Genomic DNA, 20060 nt, shown 5'->3' with positions numbered 1-20060 from the left:
TGGGGCTCAAATCTTCTCAGGCGGCACGATGATCGCGCACGGCGGCGGAGACGATGTCTTCGGCAGTGATGCCGGGGGCGTGCAACTCGGCCGCTACGACGCCCTCGCGCATGACAAGGACGCGGTGACACAGATGTGCCAGTTCCTCGGCATCGCTGGAATAGAACAGGATGGCGTGACCGTCGCGGGCAAGGGCGGAAACAAGCTCGTAAATCTCATGCTTGGTCGCGACATCCACGCCCCGCGTCACGTCATACAAAAGAAGAATCTGGCATTCGGTCGCGAGCCACCGTCCGAGCAGAACCTTCTGCTGATTGCCGCCCGAGAGGGCGCCGACCGCGAGGTTGATTCCCGCCGTGCGCACGCGCAGCGAATCAACCACCTTCTGCGCCTCGCGGCGCTCTTCCTGCGGCTTGAGAATGCCGAACCGCGTCAGCCGCTTGAGAATGGCGAGCGACGCATTATCCCGCACGCTCATGCGCAGCAGCAGGCCTTCGGTCTTGCGGTCTTCCGGCACCAGCGCGATGCCGGCAGCGATTGCGGCGCGTGGCGAGCGGAATTTTTTCTCCTCACCCTGCACGCTCAGCGTGCCGCCGGCGGCATGGGCGTCGCCGAACAGCGTGCGAAACAGCTCGCGATGGCCGTGTCCGGCCAGACCGCCGATGCCCAGCACCTCACCCCGATGCAGCGCGAAGGAAACCTGATGCAGATTGTGCCCGGACAGGTCGCGGGCTTGCACCATCACCGGGGCATCGATCGGCTGCGGCGTGAGGGGCGGGTACAGCGCTTCAACCCGCCTGCCGGTCATCAGCCGCACGGCCTCGTCTTCGTCGATATCGGTGAAGGTGCCGACATCCTGGCCACCCCGAAAGATCGTGATGCGGTCGGCTATGCTGCGGATTTCCGCCCAGCGGTGCGAGGTGAAGACAACGCAACAGCCTCTGTCGCGCAGACGGCGGATCTGGCCGAACAGCCACTCAACCTCGCGCTCGACCAGGGAGGAGGTCGGCTCGTCCAGAAACAGGATTTTGGGATCGTGGCTGACGGCGCGGACGATTTCTACCGTCTGACGCTCAGCCAGAGAGATGTCTTCCACAAGCGCGCGCGGATCGATATGCAGCACGCCGAACTGGGCCAGCAGCGCGTCTGCTTCCTGCAGCGTCGCCTGCCGGTCGATCAGGCCGAGGCCGCTGCGCGGTTCCTGCCGCAGCAGCAGATTTTCCGCGACCGTCATCCAGGGCAGCAGGGTCAGTTCCTGAAATACCGTCCAGGCACCAAGGTGATGCGCGGCAGCAGGGCCCGACAGTGAAACGGCCTGGCCGCCGATACGGATCTCTCCGCTGTCCGGCCGCACCCGCCCGCCCATGATCTTGATCAGGGTCGATTTGCCGGCGCCATTTTCGCCGACGAGGGCATGAACCTCGCCGGCGCTGGCGGTGAAGGACGCTTTCGTGAGCGCCGCAACACCGCCATAGGCTTTGCCGATATCGACCGCTTCAACAGCGGCAATGGTCACGATCAGGCAGCCGGCAGATTGATGATGAGTTTCTGGTCGGTGCAAGCCGTGCCGTCGATCGCGGCTGACGCACAGATATCGACCGGCGTCGTCGGGCCACCGGCCGTAAAGTCATCGAAGAAACTGTCGGGCTGATCAGCGAAGACATTCACCCCAAGCTTCAGGTCGGCATTCGCCAGGAAGACGTTGGGCACATCGATGTTCTTCTTCGGATAGGTTCCGTTGAGGATACGACGGGCAAGTTCCAGCGCCATCAGAGAAAGATAGGGCGGGCTGCCGGCAGAATAGCCAGTCACCGTATGGCCGCCGATGCCCAGCATCATCTTGCGGAAGCCGTTCTCCGCCTCGCCTGCCGTCGGCGGCAGCGGACGGTTGGCGGAGATGAACGCTTTCAGCACGCCGTCCGTGCCGCCCTGGCACCAGATGGCGTCGATCTTGGGCAGGGACGGCAGCACGGCGGCCGTATTGCGCTCGGCGGTTGAGGAGTCCCACATGCCTGTGAATCGGTTCACGACCTTGATGCCCGGATGCTGCGCCCAGACGCTGTCGGCACCCTTGTTGCGGTCAAGATCGACTTCCGTCCCGGCCACGCCTGTCACCATGATGACATTGCCCTGGCCATTGATCTGCTTGACGATCCATTCGGCCCAGCCCTTGCCCAGCTCATACTGGCTGATATTGACCTTGATGGCAGAGGGGGCGGTGACACCGCTATCGAAGCTGACAACCAGAATGCCGCGCGACGTCGCCTGATGGATGATGCCGTTCAGGGCGGTGGGCGAGGCCGCATCGATCACGATGGCGTCCACGCGCTCCGCGATCATGTTGGAAATCTGCTGCGATTGCTTGCTGACGTCATTGCCGGAATTGTAGATCGAGCCGACCACCTCGGTCTTGAAAGGGTCCATCGCGAGGGCCGCCTTGAAGACGTTTTCCATCTCCAGGCGCCACTTATTGCCGATATAAGAGTTCGACAGGGCGATCTTGTAGGTCTTGCCCGCGCTTTGAGCAAAGCCTGGTGACGCTACCATCAGCGGCAGGGCAGCAAGCCCGAAACCCGCTGTCTGCAATAGATGGCGACGCGTGGCCTGAATGGTCATGGTCAAAGTCCTCCCCGTTGTCTCTGCGGACGTGTTTCGCGGACAATCTTGTGTTGTAGACGTTTCTTGTGGACGTTTGCCGATATGGGATCGGTCGGCACATAGCATTATGCGCCGCCATGCCTTTGTCCAGAGACCAGGCGCATAAATCAGATCGTTTCACGCCAGGGGCGGACAAGGCCCCCCTGCGCAGGCTCCTGTGCCGGTCTAATGAAGGATGAGCTGTTCGGTTACTTCATCCAGATAAATCGCCTGGCGCCGCTTCAGCTTGGCATCGGCCTTCAGACGCCGGGCGATGAAAGCCTGGACTTCGGCGATTTCGTCGACATGGCGGCGTCCGTCAAGCGCGTGGGTCACGCTGCTCGGATGCCGGCGATGACGGTTCAGCGGCTCGGCCACATAGGCGATGCGCGCCGCCGGCTGGCTGAGGATATCGGCGTAGAGATACCAATCGCCCGCGATTCGGAAATTCCCCAGGGCGTCGGCGCAGCGGTCAAGCGCCGCCAACAGTGCGGATCGCCGCCACAGCACGCTGCTGACGTTCAGGATGAGATTGCGCTCGGCCAGGCACCGGCGCAGGAAATCCCGCCCCGCGAAATCCCCGTCCACTTCCAGAAGGGCCGGGGCCGCGCGATTGTAATAGGTCTTGTAGCTGTCGCTCAGGATCGTGCCGTCCTGGTCGATGGCGATGCTGTCGCAAAAGGCCATGACGTTGTCGGGATTGGCCTTCAGCCGCGCGAGAAGATGGATCAGGAAGCGCGGATCGCTCTCGTCATCGGCCTCCGCAATCCAGAGGTATTCGCCGCTGGCGGACTCTGCCGCCCGCCGCCATTGCGCGAAGACCGAGCCCGCATTGCTCGCATTGGCGATGATGGTGATGGCGCGATCGGCCTGCAGGGCGGTGGTGGCGGCCACGCTCAAACTGTCGTCGGTGGAGCCGTCGTCGAGCAGCAGGATCTCCCGCACCGGGTTCCATTGGCTGAAGATCGTGCCCAGCCGTGTCGGCAGATGCCGTGCGTAATTGTAGTTCGGCACGGCGACGGAGAGGGTCAGCAGCTCTGGCCCTGTGAGGTCGATCAGCTTTTCGGAATAGCGCTGGAAATTGAAGTCGCGCTCGGCGATCTCAGACAGCCGGGTCCTGCGGGCCCGGATGTCCGCCTCCTTTGGGAGGACGAGAGCGGCGGCGGCCTTCGCCATGGCCGCAATATCGCCCCGCGCCACCACGCGCCCCGCGTCATGGGCCTCGATCAGATCGGGAATGCCGCCGGTGCCGGCAAAGGCCACGATGGGAATGCCCGCACTCATCGCTTCCAGGGCGGTGGACGGGAAGGGGTCCTCGCGGGAGGTCAGGATGAAGACATCGGCGGCCGACAGCAGCGCGTCGACATCCTGGCGGAAGCCCAGCAGGTGAAACCGGCCGCTTGCCGCGGCGGCCTCGATGTCCGGGCCAAAATAGCTCGCCATTTCCCGATCCATATTCCCTGCCCAGGCCAGGTGGGCGCGGGGCAAAACCGCCTGCAGGTGCTGCCAAAGCTGCACGAAGAGATCGAATCCCTTGCGCATATCGGCATAGCCCATGCCCACAAGCAGCGGCGCTTTCGGCGGTATGCCCAGGCTGCGGCGCATCGACACGCGCTTCGCCGCCTCGAAGGTGATGGGCGTATAGGTGCCCTGGGGCTGTATGATGGTCTTGGCGGTGAAATCCTCGCCGGGCGCCGCGACATGCGCCAGCACGCCGTCGCGCACGGCAGGAGCGGGGAAGACAATTGTCTGCGTCGCGATCAGGCCGCGCCGGGCAAGCTGGGTGAGGTTTTTTTCCCGGATCAGGCTCGGCAGTTCATGCACCAGCAGCGTCGTCGCAATGCCGGCCTCTTCCAGAACGGGGCAGGCACCGCCGGCCGCGACCGTATTGACGATAGCCCGGCGGAAGCCGCGGGCTGCGAATTTGCGGGCCTCGACGGCGAGGTCGGCCGAACGCGTCAGCACGGTCACCGCCGCTTCCGCATCGTAGTCCGGGACCATCGGGCCGCCTTCCAGCAACAGGATTTCTACGGAAATCCCATGCAGGCGCCGGAAGTGCCGGGCGATCGCCAGGAGCAAGGTCTGCGCGCCGTGGCGATGGGCGTCATGCCCGACCAGCAGGATCTTGCCATGCCCGATCCCGGGCGCCTCTGCGCTGATGGCGCGGGACAGCGCGTTGAGATAGGCCGAGCCGAAATGCAGGTCCGGCTCCAGATAGGCGCCCTCCGCCCATTCGTTCCAGGCGTTGATGCAGATGATGGGATGGCCGAAAACCGGATTGGCCTCGGCGTCGCGCACGAGCGCGGACACCCACTCCCCGAAGGCGGCCGGTGTGCTGCCGTGCAGCACCAGGCCGCGCCCTTCGCGCCGCGCGTCATTGTCCCAGGACGGCACCGCCGTCTTGATCAGCGGAAAGGGCGGCCGCGGTTCTGCGAGCGAGACCGCGACCGTATCCTGATAGCTGACGACGTGATTTTTGGCGTCCAGGTCCAGCCATTCCAGACTGTCGTTGATCTTGGGCAGGCTGGCGGTGAGCTTGTGCGGCGGGAACTCGATCGCGGCATCAAGCCCGTATTCCCGCGGATCAAGGGCATCGAAGCCCTGGCCCATGAAGAGGATCGGATTTTCGCCGCAGAGGTCTAGAAACAACCTGCGCCAGCGGGCGATCGTGGCCCGTGCATCCGGGATCAGGCCAGGACGGTAGATCATCAGAACCGGTCTGCCATCCAGGCGGATATAGCGCGGATCGTTGAAATGGCGGCCAAAGGTGCGGATCAGATCCTCGTCCTCGCCGCGCCTGTAGTCCTGGCTGATGAGGATTTCCTCGTCATGCCCGTCCCAGCGCCGCGTCCAGTTTTCATTCGCCCACATCAGGCAGAAGGGCATGTCGAGGCTTGGGTCCGCGAGAAGCATCTCAAGCGGCTTTTCCATCAGGCGGTGGCCGTTGAACCAGTAGAAGTAAAAGATGAATCCGCCGATGCCGGCGGCCTGCGCCATGTCGATCTGCCGGCGCAGGGTGTCAGGCTTATCCAGCGAATAATGGCCCAGGTCGCGCGGCGTGCGCGGCTGATAATGGCCAGAGAAGCGCGGCATGGCGCGCGACAGATTGGTCCATTCCGTAAAGCCCCGGCCCCACCAGGCGTCGTTCTCCGGCATGTGATGATATTGCGGCAGGTAGTAAGCCAGTGCCACTGCCCGCAGGGGCGTGCCGGCGGGCAGCGGTTCAAAGGGTTCAAAGGCCTCACCGGGACGGTTGAACCGCGCGACTTCGCCGGGAATAGTGGCTTCCCGCACGGGGCGTTTGGGGAAGACCCCGGTTTCGTCCCGCCGCCGCTGATAGTCCAGCAGCGGATTGACCCCGGGCTGCTGCCGCAGGTAGCGGCTGCGATAGAAGCCGGTATCGAAGTCTGGCGAAGGATCGCGATCCTCCCGGAAACCGATTTCCATGAAATGGACGAAGGCATCTACTGCCGCCGACGCGACATCGGCATAGGTGCTCAGATAGAATCCGGTATCGAAATCAGGATTGGGATTGACGATGCCGGTCAGCCGTTCGCGCAGGTAATGCGCAAGGCAAAGCTCGTTGGGGCCAAGGTGGAAGGTCTCGCGATACCAGTCGGGATCGAACAGTTCTGACGGACGCCGCCCCTCCCGCTCGCCGAACTGGATGTAATGGACAAGCGGGTTGTTCCCGGTCGCCGCCACATCCGCGTAATAGGTCAGGTACCAATTGGTATCGAAATAAAAATTGGGCTGTTGTCCCTGGCGCCAGCCGACGGTCGCCCAGGTATAGAGCGCCGTCGCCGGCTCAGCCTTATAGGTGCTGCAATACCAGGCAAGATCAAAAAGCCCGCTTTTTTCAATGAAATCATAGGTTTGGGAATCGAGCCCTTCGGCCTCGATGTCCGCATCATCCCACTCAGCGCCTGGGCTACGATCCATCACAAGTGTGTCAATTGCAGCATGGGCCCATAATGCGGAGAGCGCGGCCGACGAGCAATGGTTTCTTCTCGTTTTGTCGTCTTCTTGCGGCCGGGCAGCTCAGTGGCCGCCCCCATGGGCCGCGCGGCGCAGACGATCGTTGATTGCGCATCCAATCCCATAATCCGGCACGGCCATGGCCGCGATGCCACGCAGGCCCTGAACGCGGCCCTCGGCGTCCAGCCAGCGCAGGCCCGCGAACAGGCGGGCCGCCGCTTCTGCCAAATCGCCGCTGGCGCTGAGATTGAAGCTGGTCGCAGCCGCGGGCAAAGGCGGCCCGAAGGCAAGCAGGGCCTCGTCGGCCGCGACCGTGTCGGCGCCCAGGCGCAGCGGCAGGTCCGGTGCGTAATGGGCGAGCAGCTGTCCGGGCGACCGAGGTGCGGCCTGATCCGCGGCCTCCGGCACCCAAATGTCCGGTGCGAGGGACGCGAGCATCTCAAGCGTGACCCCGCCCGCCCGCAGCAAGGCGGGCCGCGGGCCCGACAGATCCACCACCGTCGATTCCAGCCCGACGGCGCAGGCGCCCCCGTCGATCACCGCGGCGATCCGTCCGGCGAGGCCATCCAGCACATGGGCTGCCGTCGTCGGGCTGACGCGGCCCGAGCGATTGGCGGAGGGCGCGGCGACCGGGCGGCCTACGGCGGCTAACAGCCTTTGGGCGAGGATATGGGACGGCACCCGCACCGCCTGGGTCGAGAGGCCGGCGCCGGTGATCTCTGCCACCCGGCATCCAGGGCGGCGGGGCAGCACCAGGGTCAGCGGTCCCGGCCAGAAGGCAGCAGCCAGGCGTTCCGCCAGGGGCGTCGCGATGACATCGGCGAAGGCCGCCTCAGCATCGGCGTAATGCGCAATGAGCGGGTTGAAGCTCGGCCGCTCCTTGGCGGCATAAATGCGGGCGACGGCTGCGCCATCGGTCGCGTCCGCGCCCAGCCCGTAGACGGTCTCGGTCGGAAAGGCGACCAGAGCGCCGTCGCGCAAAAGCTTGGCCGCACGGTCAATGCCGATCGCGTCATCGGTCAGCACGGGCGTTTCCAGGGTCATGTGCGGCCCATGCAAAAGAAGCCGGGATTGTCCCAGCCGGGCTTGCCATAGGTGAGACGGCGGCCGTCATCCAGCCGGCAGACATGGCCGCCGGCGGCTTCCACCAGGGCCTGCGGGGCGGCGGTGTCCCATTCCATGGTGCGGCCACGGCGCGGATAGAGATCGGCCGCGCCCTCGGCGATACGGCAGAACTTGGCGGCCGAGCCCATGGGAATGGTCGCGGCGATCGGCTGGCGGGCGAGGGCGGGGGGCAGATTGGGCTGCCAGTCACCGTGGAAGCGGGAGACCACAAGGGTGAGGCCCTCGGCCGGCGGCCGGCGCGCGGCAATCTGCCTTTCTCCGTCGGCGTCCCGCCGGAAGGCGCCGAAATCCTTCATGCCGAAATAGACCTGACCCAGCGCAGGCACGGCGACCGCGCCCAAAACCGGCTCGCCATCACGCACCAGGCCGATATTCACCGCGAAATCATCCAGCCCGGCGACAAAGTCGCGGGTCCCGTCCAGCGGATCGACCAGCCAGACTTCGTCGGCATGGTCAGGCGCGATGCCGGCGGCAGCCTCCTCTTCGGCGATCACGGGCACGCCGGGGTCCGCGCGGCGCAGCGCGTCCAGGATCAGCGCTTCGGCGGCGTTGTCGGCATCGGTGACGAGCGAGTGGTCGGCCTTGCGGTCGACGGCGATGCCGCGGGCGCGGCAGTCCAGGATAAGCGCACCGGCACGATCCGCGATGGCGGCGGCCAGGTGCAGCAGGGCTTCGTCGGATGGGCGGTAGGTCATGCACGGGTGATAGCCGGGGTGGGTGGCGTGGCAAAGCGCGGCGTTGCTGTTAGAGTTGCATATCGACCATCTTCCGTATCCCTCCGCCAGCGCAGGCTGTGCGGCGGGTGCAGTGCAAGGAATCGTTCATGCTCGACGTCGCCTTCTCCAAGCTCGCCGCGCCCAAGGCCGGCGCGGTCGTCCTTTTATTGGCTGAGGAAGAGCAGCTGTCCGGTATTGCCGCAGCCTTGGATGCGGCATCGGGTGGGGCGATCGCGCGGGGCCTGGAGGTCGCGGCCTTCAAGGGACAGAAGGCGAAAACCGCCCTGCTGCTCGCGCCCATCGCGGGCCTGACACGCGTGCTGGCGATCGGACTCGGCAAACGGAGCGAGCTGAAGACCGCAGTGCTGGAGGAGGCAGGCGGCCTCCTGGCCTCAGCCCTCGCGGCCGAGACGCAGGTGACGATCGTCGCGGAAGGCATTCCCGGTGCGGACGCGGCCCATATCGCCTATGGCGCCATTCTGCGCAGCTACCGTTTCGATCGCTACCGCACCAAGGAGAAGCTTGAGGATAAGCCCAAGCTGGCCGCGATTGCGCTCCAGGTCGCGGACGCCGCCAAGGCCCGCGCCGCTTATGCATCGCTCAAGGCCGTGGCCGAAGGCATCTTCCTGACCCGCGATCTGGTGACGGAGCCGCCGAACGTGCTGACCCCGGCGGTGATGGCGGAGCGCTGCAAGGAGCTGACCAAGCTTGGCGTCAAGGTTGAGGTGCTGGGGCCGAAGGAGATGGCCAAGCTCGGCTTCGGCGCGCTTCTGGGCGTGGCCCAGGGCAGCGTGCAGGAACCGCGTATGGTGGTGATGCAGTGGAACGGTGCCGGCACGCGCCGGTCGCGCAAGCCGCTGGTCTTCGTCGGCAAGGGTGTCACCTTCGATACCGGGGGCATCTCCATCAAGCCTGCGGCCGGCATGGAAGACATGAAGTGGGATATGGCGGGGGCCGGTGCGGTCATCGGCCTGATGGCTGCTCTCGCCGGCCGGAAGGCCAAGGCAGATGTCGTCGGCCTCGTCGGCCTGGTTGAAAACATGCCTTCCGGCACCGCGCAGCGCCCGGGCGACGTCGTCACCAGCTATTCAGGCCAGACCATCGAAGTGCTGAACACCGATGCCGAAGGCCGTCTCGTGCTGGCCGACGTGCTTTGGTATGCGCAGGAGAAGTTTGACCCCGCTTTCATGGTCGATCTGGCGACCTTGACCGGGGCCGTCATCGTCTCGCTGGGGCAGGAACATGCTGGCCTTTTCAGCAATGATGACGAGCTGTCGCAGAAGCTGCTCGCCGCCGGGCTCGATACCGGAGAGACGCTGTGGCGCCTGCCGCTGGGTGAGGCCTATGACCGCGCCATCAAGTCCGATATCGCCGATATGAAGAATATCGGTGGCCGCTACGGCAGCGCCATCATCGCCGCCCAGTTCATCCAGCGCTTCGTCAATGGCAAGCCCTGGGCGCATCTCGATATCGCAGGCACCGCCTGGTCTTCCAAGGATACGGCGATCACCCCGAAGGGGGCGACGGCCTACGGCGTGCGGCTGCTCGACCAGCTGGTACGCAGCCACTACGAAAGTTGATTGCCTGGGGCCAGACCCGCGCCCTGGGACGAACGAAAGACTACCGCTGATGCTGCCTTGCCAACCGGCCCTGTCTTTAGTCGGACCCGACGATCTGGCGGCGCAGGCGGCGCTCGTGCTGCCGCTGCGGCCGGGTGCCATTCCTGTGGAACTGGCAGCGGCCGCAGCCGCGGGGGATTTCACCGCGGCGCGTGGCAAAACCCTGCTGCTGCACAGCCCGTCGGCCGCCCATGCGGGGCGGTCGGTGTTGCTGCTTGGTCTGGGGGAGGATGAGCTGGCGGAGCGCGACGCGGAAGCGGCCGGCGCGGCCGCGGCGGCCGTGCTCACCGACCTGCGCCATATCGCGATCGAAGGACGCTTCCTGCCGCGCAGCCTGGCCGTCTCCCTGGCGCTCGGCGCCGCACTCCGCGCCTGGCGCATGCCGCAGCAGCGGCAGCGCCCGATGCCGGACGACATCTGTCTGATCGACCGCATCGATCTTGTGGTGGATGACCCGGAACGACTGGGCCGCCGTTTTGAGGAAGCCCGGATCACGGTAGAGGCCGTGGGTTTTGCCAAGACGCTGATTGCCGAACCGTCGAATGTCCTGACGCCAGCCGTCTTCGCCAAGCGCCTCCGCGCGCTCGAGAAGATCGGCATCGCGGTTGAGGTCATTGACGGCCGCGCTTTGGCGCGGGCGGGGCTCACCCTGCTCGCTGCCGTCGGCCGGGGCTCGGCCAATCCGCCGGCGCTGGTCGTGCTGCGCTGGCCAGGGACCCTGGACGCGCCGCCTGTCACGCTGGTCGGTAAAGGGGTGACCTTCGATACGGGCGGCATCTCGATCAAGTCGGCTGATCATATGTGGGACATGCGCGGCGATATGGGGGGGGCTGCTGTCTGCGCGGGCGCGCTGGTGGCCCTGGCCCGCCGCAAGTCGCCGGCGCCCGTTGCCGCCGTTCTGGCGCTGGCCGAAAACATGGCCGGCAGCGATTCCTACCGGCCCGGCGATGTGCTGCAGAGCCATGGCGGCCTGACGGTTGAGATCATCGACACGGATGCCGAAGGGCGGCTGGTTCTGGCGGATGCGCTGTCCTATGCCGTGACCCATCTCAAACCCCGCGCGATCATCGATGTGGCGACGCTGACTTATGCCGTCGGCGTGGCACTCGGCCATGAAATGGCCGGCTTCTATGCCAATGATCATGTTCTGGCGGCCAATCTCGGCGCGGCCGGCGAAAAGGTATCGGAACGCGTCTGGCGCTTGCCCTTCACGGATCGGGACCGCGATGCGCTCGCCTCCGACATTGCCGATATCAAGCAATGCCTGACCGGCAAATTGGTGCCCGATGCCAATCTCGCAGCTGCTTTCCTGCATCGCTTTGTGGGCGATACGCCCTGGGCCCATATCGATATCGGCGGCACGGACGCGCGGGAGACGGCGGATAGCCGCCACCCCGCCGGGCCCACGGCATTCGGTCTGCGGCTGCTCGATCAACTGGTCGCTCTGCGCTACGAAGACCCGGACCATCCCTGAGGCTGCGTGAAGGCAGACGGCCATGGCCGAGATCGGCTTCTACCATCTGACCCGGACCGCCAGCCAGGACGCTCTGCCCGCGCTGCTGGGCCGGACGTTGGGCGCCGGTCAGCGCGCCATGATCCTGTGCGGCAGCGCGGAGCGTCTGGCCGCTCTCGATACCGCGCTGTGGCAATGCCAAAATCCTGACTGGCTGCCGCATGGCTCGGCGGCCACTGGCCATGCGGCGCAGCAGCCGATCTGGTTGACGCTGACGGATGAGGAGGCGCCCAATGGCGCCAGATTCCTCTTTCTCATCGATGGCATGTCGAGCGCGCGGCTGGACAGGTTCGACCGCGCTTTCGATCTGTTCGATGGCAATGACGAGGCAGCGGTCGTGGCCGCCCGCGCGCGCTGGGCTTCGGCCAAGGCTGCCGGTCACACGCTCAGCTATTGGCAACAGGGACTTCAGGGATGGGAGCGCAAGCAGTGACCCGTATCGCGACACTGGACCATCGCGCCGTCATCGCCATCGCAGGCGACGACCGCGTATCCTTTCTGCAAGGCCTGGTCAGCCAGGATGTCGAGAAGGCAGAGGTGGGCCGCGCGCTGTGGTCCGCGCTGCTGACGCCGCAGGGCAAATGGCTCGCGGAATTCTTCATCCTGCCGGACGGTGAGAGGCTGCTGCTGGATGTGGAAGCGGAGCAGCGCGAGGACCTGATCAAGCGGCTGTCGCGCTTTCGGCTACGCGCCAAAGTGACCGTCACGGCTGACGATTATGTGGTGCAGACGGCTTGGAACGGACCGGCGCCGGTCATGACGGACGGTCTGGCGGCTGCGGACGCACGCCTGCCCGAGGCTGGCTTTCGTCTTTACAGCCGCGCGGGCCTTACCCCGAATGCGACGCTCGTGGACTGGGACGCGCATCGCCTGGCGCTCGGCCTGCCAGACGGCGTGCGCGATCTGGAGCGCGAGAAGACCGTGCTGCTGGAAGCCGGTTTCGATGAGCTTGGCGGCATTTCCTGGACCAAGGGCTGCTATATGGGTCAGGAGCTGACAGCGCGCACGCGCTATCGCGGCCTGCTCAAGCGCCGTCTGGTGCCGGTCGAAATCGACGGACCGGCGCCCGCTGCCGGCACGATCGTCCTGACGGACGAGGGGCGGGACGTTGGCACCATGCGGTCATCCGAGGGGGCGCGCGGCCTTGCCGTGTTGCGCCTGGATGTTCTGGGCGGCGCGGTCCCACTGACGGCGGGGGAGGCGCGGCTGACGCCCCATGTGCCGGGCTGGATGAAGCTGCCGGAACCCCCGCCTGCTCCGTAACGGCCTGATCGGCCGCACCCGCTCAGCCGTTGAAATTCAGGTCGTTCAGAACGGCATCGGCGCGCGTTGTCACGGCATTGAGATTGGCGTTGTAGGGAATGTCATTCAGTCGGTCGGCCACCACGGTCGGGGGCACCGTAAAGATCGGCGACGCCAGCAGGCGCTGCACGCTCGCCGTGTCGTGCGTCTGATAGGCTTGGGCCAGGCCCAGCATGGTATTGACCACGGATTGCGCTGAGGCCGTGGCATTGATGCCGAGCTGCGCTCGCATCTGCTTTCGCCAGTCCAGCATCTCCAGTCGCGTCAGGGCGTCCATGTCGATCCAGCGTGGACTGCTGTTCAGCTCGCCGCCTAGATAGTCGAGAGCTGCGACCGCCGTGGCGGCCTTGGACGGATTGCCCTTGATGGCATGGGCGAAATCGAAGGCCGCAATATCGAGCGCCCGGACATCGACGTCGCCATTAGTGCCGAGTGCGCCCGGCGGCATGACGGCCGTATCGGGCGGCAGGTCGCGGTGCAGGCAGCCGCTGAGCGCCAGCACGCTGAAAATAGTCACATTCCTCAGTCGCTTGCCCACGGCAGATTGGCCTTATGCGTTACGGCAATCTCCTAGTAGGCGGCCCGTCGCATGACGTCGCCCGAAGATCACGGAGGTGCATTTCACATCTAAGGGAGCAGACCTGCAAGAAGCTGGAAGGTGTCTGACAAAGGGTAGACGGTGTCACCATATGTAACCTGCTGAAACAAGTCGGATGTGAAAAAGGAGACGCTCCCGATGCGCATTTCGAATCCGAAAATTGTGTCGAGTGCCATCGCGGTGGCACCGGTAGACGCCGAGGCTTCTATTGCAGGCCGGCGCAAGGAATTGGCGGCGCTGATCCAGGCCGCTTTGAAAGTGGGGGCCGATCTGGCCTCTCGTGAGGCCGGGCGACGGGCCTTTTCCGAATTTATGAAACTGGTGCCTGATTCGCAGCCGGCCAGCGGTGTCGACCTGGCCGCCTCAGGTCAGGTCATGTTCGCCGTGCAAAAGCGCAAAAAGATGCGCGGCGCGGTCCTGTAGCGCCAATATCGGGCGCTTGACAGCAAAAGGGGCGGCCGGACGTGATGTCCGGCCGCCCCTTTGCGTTTGGATATGACTGAAATCAGATATGGATGGCGCCGCCTTCAAGGGCGAGGGCGGCTTCCTTCACCGCTTCGCTGAGCGTCGGATGGGCGTGGCAGATACGGGCCACATCCTCGGCAGATGCCCCGAATTCAATCGCAGTGACCAGTTCGGCAATCAGCGTGCCTGCATCGGGTCCGATGATCTGCGCGCCCAGCAGCTTGTCCGTGGTCTTGTCCGCCAGCAGCTTCACATAGCCGTCGGTGGTGCCGATAGCCCGCGCGCGGCCGTTGGCAGAGAAGGGGAATTTGCCGACATTATAGGCGACGCCGGCCGCCTTCAGTTCGTCCTCCGACTGTCCGACCGCCGAGACTTCAGGCCAGGTGTAGATGACGGAGGGGATGGCGTCGTAATTCACATGTCCTGCCTGGCCGGCCAGAATTTCGGCCACGGCGACACCTTCATCTTCGGCCTTATGCGCCAGCATCGGGCCTTCGCGCACATCGCCGATGGCATAGATGCCGGGGACATTGGTCGCGAAATGCGCGTCGGTAATGACACGGCCGCGGCCATCCCGCGCGACGCCGGCCTCATCCAGGCCGAGGCCGTCCGTGAACACCCGGCGGCCGATGGCGAGCAGCACGATATCGGCGTCCACCGTCTCAGCCTCACCGCCCTTCGCGGGTTCCACCGTCAGCGTGACGCCGGCTTCCGACGTCTCGGCCTTGGTCACCTTCGCGCCCAGCTTGAAGGTGAATCCCTGCTTTTCCAGGATGCGCTGGAAATCCCGCGCCACATCGATATCGAGCGTCGGCACGATGCGGTCGAGGAATTCGATCACCGTCACCTCTGCCCCCAGCCTGCGCCACACGCTGCCGAGTTCGAGACCGATGACGCCCGCGCCGATGACGACAAGGCGTTTGGGCACCGCAGACAGTTCCAACGCACCGGTTGAGGTCACGATGCGCGTCTCATCCACCGTCACGCCCGGCAGCGGCGTGCTTTCGCTGCCCGTGGCGATGACGATGGCCTTGGTCGCGTATTCGGTGCCGGCGACATCGACGCGGCCCTGGCCCAGAATCTTGCCCGCGCCTTTCAGCCAGGTGACCTTGTTCTTGCGGAACAGGAATTCGACGCCCTTGGTATTGGCCTGAACCACGTCCAGCTTGCGCGCCATCATGCGCTCCAGATCAAGCGTCACGCTGTCGATCAGGATGCCGTGGTCCTTGAAGCTTTCAGAGGCCTCATGAAAATTCTCGGAGGACTGCAGCAGTGCCTTGGAGGGGATGCAGCCGATATTGAGGCAGGTGCCGCCCAGCGTCTCGCGCTTCTCCACGCAGGCGACTTTCAGGCCAAGCTGGGCCGCGCGAATGGCGCAGACATAGCCGCCAGGACCGGAGCCGATGACGATCAGGTCGAAGGCTTCACTCATCTTGATAATCTCCACGGGACTTTTGCGTCATGCGCGGCTGCATGCCGCGCATCTATCCGTTTGGGCGCCCCGACGGGTAGGCCCGCGGGACGAGCCCGCGGGCGACAGAGTTTAGTCCGAAACGTGATTAAAGCCCGAGCAGCAGCCGGCGTGGATCTTCGATCGATTCCTTGACGCGCACGAGGAAGGAGACCGCTTCCTTGCCGTCAATGATGCGGTGGTCATAGGTCAGGGCGATGTACATCATCGGCCGGATCTCAACCTTGCCGCCGATCGCGACCGGCCGCTCCTGGATCTTGTGCATGCCCAGAATGGCCGATTGCGGCGGGTTGATGATCGGCGTCGACATCAGCGACCCATAGACGCCGCCATTGGTGATGCTGAAGGTGCCGCCGGTCAGTTCGTCGAGCTTGAGCTGGCCGTCACGGGCACGCTTGCCGAAGCTGGAAATCGCACCCTCGATTTCGGCGAAGCTCATCTGATCGACGTCGCGCACGACGGGGACCACAAGTCCGTTCGCGCCACCGACCGCGATGCCCATATGGACATAGTTCTTGTAGACGATGTCTTCGCCATCGATCTCGGCATTGACCGCCGGAAATTCCTTCAGCCCGGCGACGCAGGCGCGGACGAAAAAGGACATGAAGCCCAGGCGAATGCCGTTGTTCTTCTTCTCGAACGCGTCCTTGTAGCTGGCGCGCAGCGCCATCGCCGCCGACATATCCACCTCATTGAAGGTGGTCAGCATGGCCGCGGTGTTCTGCGCTTCCTTGAGCCGGTTGGCGATGGTCTTGCGCAGGCGCGTCATCTTCACGCGTTCGTCGCGCGGCTCATCCGCACGTGCGGCTTTGGCAGCGGGCGGTGCGGCTTTGGCGGGAGCCGGCTTCGACAGGAAATCGAGCACGTCGCCCTTGGTGATGCGGCCATCCTTGCCGGAGCCCGCACCGATGTCGCTGGCGACGATACCGGCTTCGGTGATGCGCTTGGCGGCACTCGGAAAGGCGGCGGCGGGGCTCGCCGGACGGGCGACCGGGCCTGAGGCCGGCGGCGGCGGATTGACGCCGGCATCCGGCTTCGCGGCCGGCTTCGGCGCGGCGGCAGCGCCCGCACCGGTCGTAATGGCGCCCAACACGGCGCCCACTTCGACTTCGCCACCATCCTTGACCAGGATCGTGCCGAGCGTGCCGGCGGCCGGGGCATTCACCTCGACCGAGACCTTGTCGGTCTCGAGTTCCAGCAGGGCCTCGTCGGCGGCGACGCTGTCGCCTTCCTTCTTCAGCCAGCGGGAGACAGTGGCCGAGGTGACGCTTTCGCCCAGCGTGGGGACGACGATATCGACCGACCCACCGGCAGCAGGCGCCGGCTCGGCGGCGGCAGCGGGCTTGGGCGCGGCGGCTTTCTGGCCAGCAGAGGCGCCGGAGTCCGAAATCTCACCGAGAACCGCACCGACTTCAACCTCGGCACCGTCTTTCTGCAGGATGGCACCCAGGACGCCGGCGGAGGGCGCATTGACCTCGACCGTGACCTTGTCGGTCTCCAGCTCGACCAGGGCTTCATCCGCCGCAACGGTGTCGCCCTCCTGCTTGAGCCACCTGGCGATGGTGGCGGAGGTCACGCTTTCCCCCAGCGTCGGAACCTTAATCTCGGTCGGCATCGTCGCTCCTGATCGGACTGACTGAACTACGCGTTCATCTGTTATTGCAGGGCGGCGGCAACCAGCGCCGCCTGCTGTTGGGCATGGACCTTGGCGGAACCCGTCGCCGGGCTGGCCGCTTCTTCACGGCCGATATAACGCGGCCGCTTGCTAGGCGCGTCAATCGCCACCAGGACACGCTCCAGCCGGCGATCGACGAAGGTCCAGGCGCCGCTATTCTCGGGCTCTTCCTGGCACCACACGACCTCGGCATTCGGATAGGTCTGCAGCAGCGTGCGCAGGCCCATCGCCGGGAAGGGGTAGATCTGTTCCAGCCGGACCAGCGCCACATCGTCGATCGCACGGTCGCGGCGGGCCGCCAGCAGGTCGTAATAGACTTTGCCGGTGCTGATCACGACGCGGCGCACGTTCTCGTTCGGGGCCAGCGTGTCGATCTCGCCGATCACCTTGCGGAAGCTGGTGCCTTCGGCCATTTCGCTGAGCGGAGAGACCGCCAGCTTGTGCCGCAGCAGGCTTTTCGGCGTCATGATGATGAGCGGCTTGCGGTAGTTCCGCTTCATCTGGCGACGCAGCGCGTGGAAGTAATTCCCCGGTGTTGTGATGTTGCAGACCTGCATATTGTTCTCGGCGCAGAGCTGCAGATAGCGCTCCAGACGGGCGGAGGAATGTTCAGGACCCTGGCCTTCCTGGCCATGCGGCAGCAGCAGGGTCAGGCCCGACATGCGCAGCCACTTTGTTTCACCGCTGGCGATAAACTGGTCGATCACCGCCTGGGCGCCGTTGGCGAAGTCGCCGAACTGGGCCTCCCACAGCACCAGCGTGCGCGGATCAGCGACGCTGTAGCCGTATTCAAAGCCGAGCACGCCGACTTCCGACAGCAGCGAGTTGTAGACCTCGATCTTCGCCTGCCCGTCGCGAATATTGTTCAGCGGCGTGTATTCGTTCTGGTTGCTCTGGTCGATCAGCACAGCATGGCGCTGGCTGAAGGTGCCGCGCTGGCAATCCTCACCTGACAGACGGACGCGATGGCCGTCCAGCAGCAGCGTGCCATAGGCCAGCGCCTCGCCGGTTGCCCAGTCGATGCCTTCGCCGCTGGCGATAGCGGTCTTCTTGGCTTCGAGCTGGCGGGCGATCTTCGGATTGACGTCGAAATCGGACGGCACGCGGGAAATCGCGCCACCCACTTCGCGCAGGGTGTCCAAAGCAACACCGGTGGTTTCCTCGGACTTCGTCTCGTCGTCCTCGCCGCGGTTGAGACCGGTCCATTTGCCTTCCAGCCAGTCCGCCTTGTTCGGGCGGTAGGACTTGGCAGCCTCGAAGGCTTCTTCCAGCCTGGCGTTGAACTGGTCCCACACGCCGCGGGCTTCGGCTTCGCTCAGCACATGGTCGGCGACCAGCTTTTCCGCGTACAGGGTGCGGGTCGTTTTCAGCTGGTCGATGGCCCGATACATGATCGGCTGAGTGAAGGCGGGCTCGTCCGATTCGTTATGGCCATGGCGGCGATAGCAGACGATATCCAGCACCACGTCGACCGCGAATTCCTGGCGGAATTCCGTCACCAGCTGGGACGCGAAGTAGACCGCTTCCGGGTCGTCGCCGTTCACATGCAGGATCGGGGACTGAACGGATTTGGCGACGTCGGTGCAATAGAGGCCGGAATAGGCATGCGCCGGCACGGTCGTGAAGCCGATCTGGTTATTGGTGATGACATGCACCGTGCCGCCGGTGCGGTAGCCGATGAGCTGGCTCATCGCGAGCGTCTCATAGACGATGCCCTGGCCCGCGAAGGCGGCATCGCCATGCAGCAGGATGCCCATGACCGAGCGGCGGTTGCGGGTGTCGCCGGCTTCGTCCTGGCGGGCACGCACCTTGCCGACAACGACCGGATCGACGACTTCGAGATGCGACGGATTGGGCTGCAGCGACAGGTGAACGCGGCGGCCTTCGATCTCGAGATCGGTTGAGGTGCCGAGATGGTATTTCACGTCGCCCGAACCCTGGACATCGTCCGGCTTGGAGCTAGCGCCGCCGAATTCGCTGAAGACGGCGGTGAAGGGCTTCTTGACGACATTGACGAGCGTGTTCAGGCGGCCGCGATGGGCCATGCCGATCGCCATCTCATGAACGCCGTCACGGGCGGCGGTGCGGATGATGGTGTGCAGGGCGGGAATGGTCGCCTCGCCACCTTCCAGGCCGAAGCGCTTGGTGCCGACATAGCGCTTCTGGCAGAAAACCTCGAAGGCCTCGGCCTCCGTCAGTTCCTGCAGCAGCTGCTTCTTGATGCTGGCATCGATCTGCCGGCGCCAGGACGCGTTTTCGATGCGGCGCTGCAGCCAGTCCTTCTGCGCCATATCCTGAATATGCATGAACTCGATGCCGATCGAGCCGCAATAGGTCTCTTCCAGGACAGCCAGGATTTCACGGATGGTCGCGGTCTCGCGGCCCAGCAGATTGTCGATGAAGATCGGCTTGTCATAGTCGGCCGGCGTGAAGCCGTAGGTTGCCGGATCAAGCTCGGGATGGTGGCGCCGCTCAGACTGATGCAGCGGATCAAGCTTCGCGTTCAGATGCCCGCGCACGCGGTAGGCGCGGATCAGCATCAGGGCGCGGATGGAGTTGATCGTATCTTCGTGGGCATGGGCGCTGGCCTCGGCGCGGGGCACCGGGATGCCGGGCTGCTGCGCCGAAGGCTGCGGCTTGGCAGCGTCGGGCTTCTTCGCGGGGGCAGGGGCGGGGCCATCGGCCTCAATCGCCCATTGGCGCGGCGCCCAGGATGCGCCCGAGGCATCGGTCAGAATCGACCGTGCCTCATCATTCAAAGCCTCGAACAGGCTTGCGAAACTCTGATCGACCGAGGCGGGGTCGCGGACCCAGCGCGCATAGAGGTCGGCGATGAAGGCCGCGTTGGCACCATTAAAGGCGGTAGCGAGGATATCGACGCCTGGCATAGGGGCTCCGTTTAAAACAGTCCCACCCGGACCGGGCGGGGCCGCCGCTGTCTGGCAAGTGCTATAGGCTGCG

The 20060-nt window shown here is 65.0% G+C and carries 14 protein-coding genes; 5 read left to right on the top strand and 9 right to left on the bottom strand.

Features of this window, described 5'->3' with window-relative positions; genetic code table 11:
- Positions 1-16 precede the first annotated feature (16 nt).
- The 5 genes from AC3G7M_RS15965 to cysQ all read right to left on the bottom strand — a co-directional run bounded on the left by AC3G7M_RS15965 (position 17) and on the right by cysQ (position 8435).
- On the bottom strand, positions 17-1516 hold the full coding sequence (locus tag AC3G7M_RS15965; RefSeq protein WP_489213116.1) for a sugar ABC transporter ATP-binding protein: 1500 nt from the start codon (positions 1514-1516) through the stop codon (positions 17-19).
- Positions 1517-1518: 2 nt separating this feature from the next.
- Positions 1519-2616, bottom strand: coding sequence for a sugar ABC transporter substrate-binding protein (locus AC3G7M_RS15960; protein ID WP_489213115.1), 1098 nt, complete (start codon positions 2614-2616; stop codon positions 1519-1521).
- A gap of 207 nt (positions 2617-2823) precedes the next feature.
- Entirely contained in the window at positions 2824-6579 is a 3756-nt protein-coding gene (locus AC3G7M_RS15955; RefSeq protein WP_489213114.1) for a glycoside hydrolase family 99-like domain-containing protein, read from the bottom strand.
- Between the two features lie 99 nt (positions 6580-6678).
- Entirely contained in the window at positions 6679-7659 is a 981-nt protein-coding gene (locus AC3G7M_RS15950) for an L-threonylcarbamoyladenylate synthase (protein WP_489213113.1), read from the bottom strand.
- Positions 7656-8435, bottom strand: a complete 780-nt coding sequence (gene cysQ, locus AC3G7M_RS15945; protein ID WP_489213112.1) for a 3'(2'),5'-bisphosphate nucleotidase CysQ — start codon at positions 8433-8435, stop codon at positions 7656-7658. Before cysQ ends, AC3G7M_RS15950 begins: the two co-directional genes overlap by 4 nt.
- A gap of 128 nt (positions 8436-8563) precedes the next feature.
- Between cysQ and AC3G7M_RS15940 the strand changes: the two genes are divergently transcribed.
- From AC3G7M_RS15940 to ygfZ, 4 genes are read left to right on the top strand one after another with little or no spacing between them, the layout of a single operon-like run.
- Complete coding sequence (locus AC3G7M_RS15940; protein ID WP_489213111.1) at positions 8564-10036, top strand: leucyl aminopeptidase; 1473 nt, start codon at positions 8564-8566, stop codon at positions 10034-10036.
- A gap of 49 nt (positions 10037-10085) precedes the next feature.
- A complete protein-coding gene (locus AC3G7M_RS15935) occupies positions 10086-11549 on the top strand; it encodes a leucyl aminopeptidase family protein (RefSeq protein ID WP_489213110.1) in 1464 nt (487 codons plus the stop codon).
- A gap of 22 nt (positions 11550-11571) precedes the next feature.
- Entirely contained in the window at positions 11572-12021 is a 450-nt protein-coding gene (locus tag AC3G7M_RS15930; RefSeq protein ID WP_489213109.1) for a DNA polymerase III subunit chi, read from the top strand.
- Entirely contained in the window at positions 12003-12851 is an 849-nt protein-coding gene (gene ygfZ / locus AC3G7M_RS15925) for a CAF17-like 4Fe-4S cluster assembly/insertion protein YgfZ (protein ID WP_489213108.1), read from the top strand. The genes AC3G7M_RS15930 and ygfZ overlap by 19 nt, the downstream gene beginning before the upstream one ends.
- A gap of 22 nt (positions 12852-12873) precedes the next feature.
- On the opposite strand, the gene AC3G7M_RS15920 is transcribed toward ygfZ, so the two are convergent.
- Positions 12874-13407 (bottom strand): hypothetical protein, encoded by a 534-nt coding sequence (locus AC3G7M_RS15920; protein ID WP_489213107.1) that lies wholly within the window; start codon positions 13405-13407, stop codon positions 12874-12876.
- 198 nt (positions 13408-13605) lie between these two features.
- On the opposite strand from AC3G7M_RS15920, the gene AC3G7M_RS15915 reads away from it, so the two are divergent.
- Positions 13606-13911 carry a hypothetical protein gene (locus tag AC3G7M_RS15915; RefSeq protein ID WP_489213106.1) on the top strand — a complete coding sequence of 102 codons (306 nt, stop codon included), beginning with the start codon at positions 13606-13608 and terminating at the stop codon, positions 13909-13911.
- Between the two features lie 82 nt (positions 13912-13993).
- Here the strand turns inward: AC3G7M_RS15915 and lpdA are convergent, their stop codons facing one another.
- From lpdA to AC3G7M_RS15900, 3 genes are all read right to left on the bottom strand, one after another.
- Positions 13994-15385 (bottom strand): dihydrolipoyl dehydrogenase, encoded by a 1392-nt coding sequence (lpdA, locus tag AC3G7M_RS15910; RefSeq protein WP_489213105.1) that lies wholly within the window; start codon positions 15383-15385, stop codon positions 13994-13996.
- A 127-nt stretch (positions 15386-15512) separates the two neighbouring features.
- On the bottom strand, positions 15513-17039 hold the full coding sequence (gene odhB / locus AC3G7M_RS15905; RefSeq protein WP_489213104.1) for a 2-oxoglutarate dehydrogenase complex dihydrolipoyllysine-residue succinyltransferase: 1527 nt from the start codon (positions 17037-17039) through the stop codon (positions 15513-15515).
- Positions 17040-17080: 41 nt separating this feature from the next.
- Positions 17081-19987 (bottom strand): 2-oxoglutarate dehydrogenase E1 component, encoded by a 2907-nt coding sequence (locus AC3G7M_RS15900; RefSeq protein WP_489213103.1) that lies wholly within the window; start codon positions 19985-19987, stop codon positions 17081-17083.
- Positions 19988-20060: the final 73 nt, after the last annotated feature.

The organism is Acidisoma sibiricum, assembly GCF_057837225.1.
The sequence above is the reverse complement of the archived record's forward strand: the minus strand, read 5'-3'. Positions and strand labels throughout refer to the sequence as shown.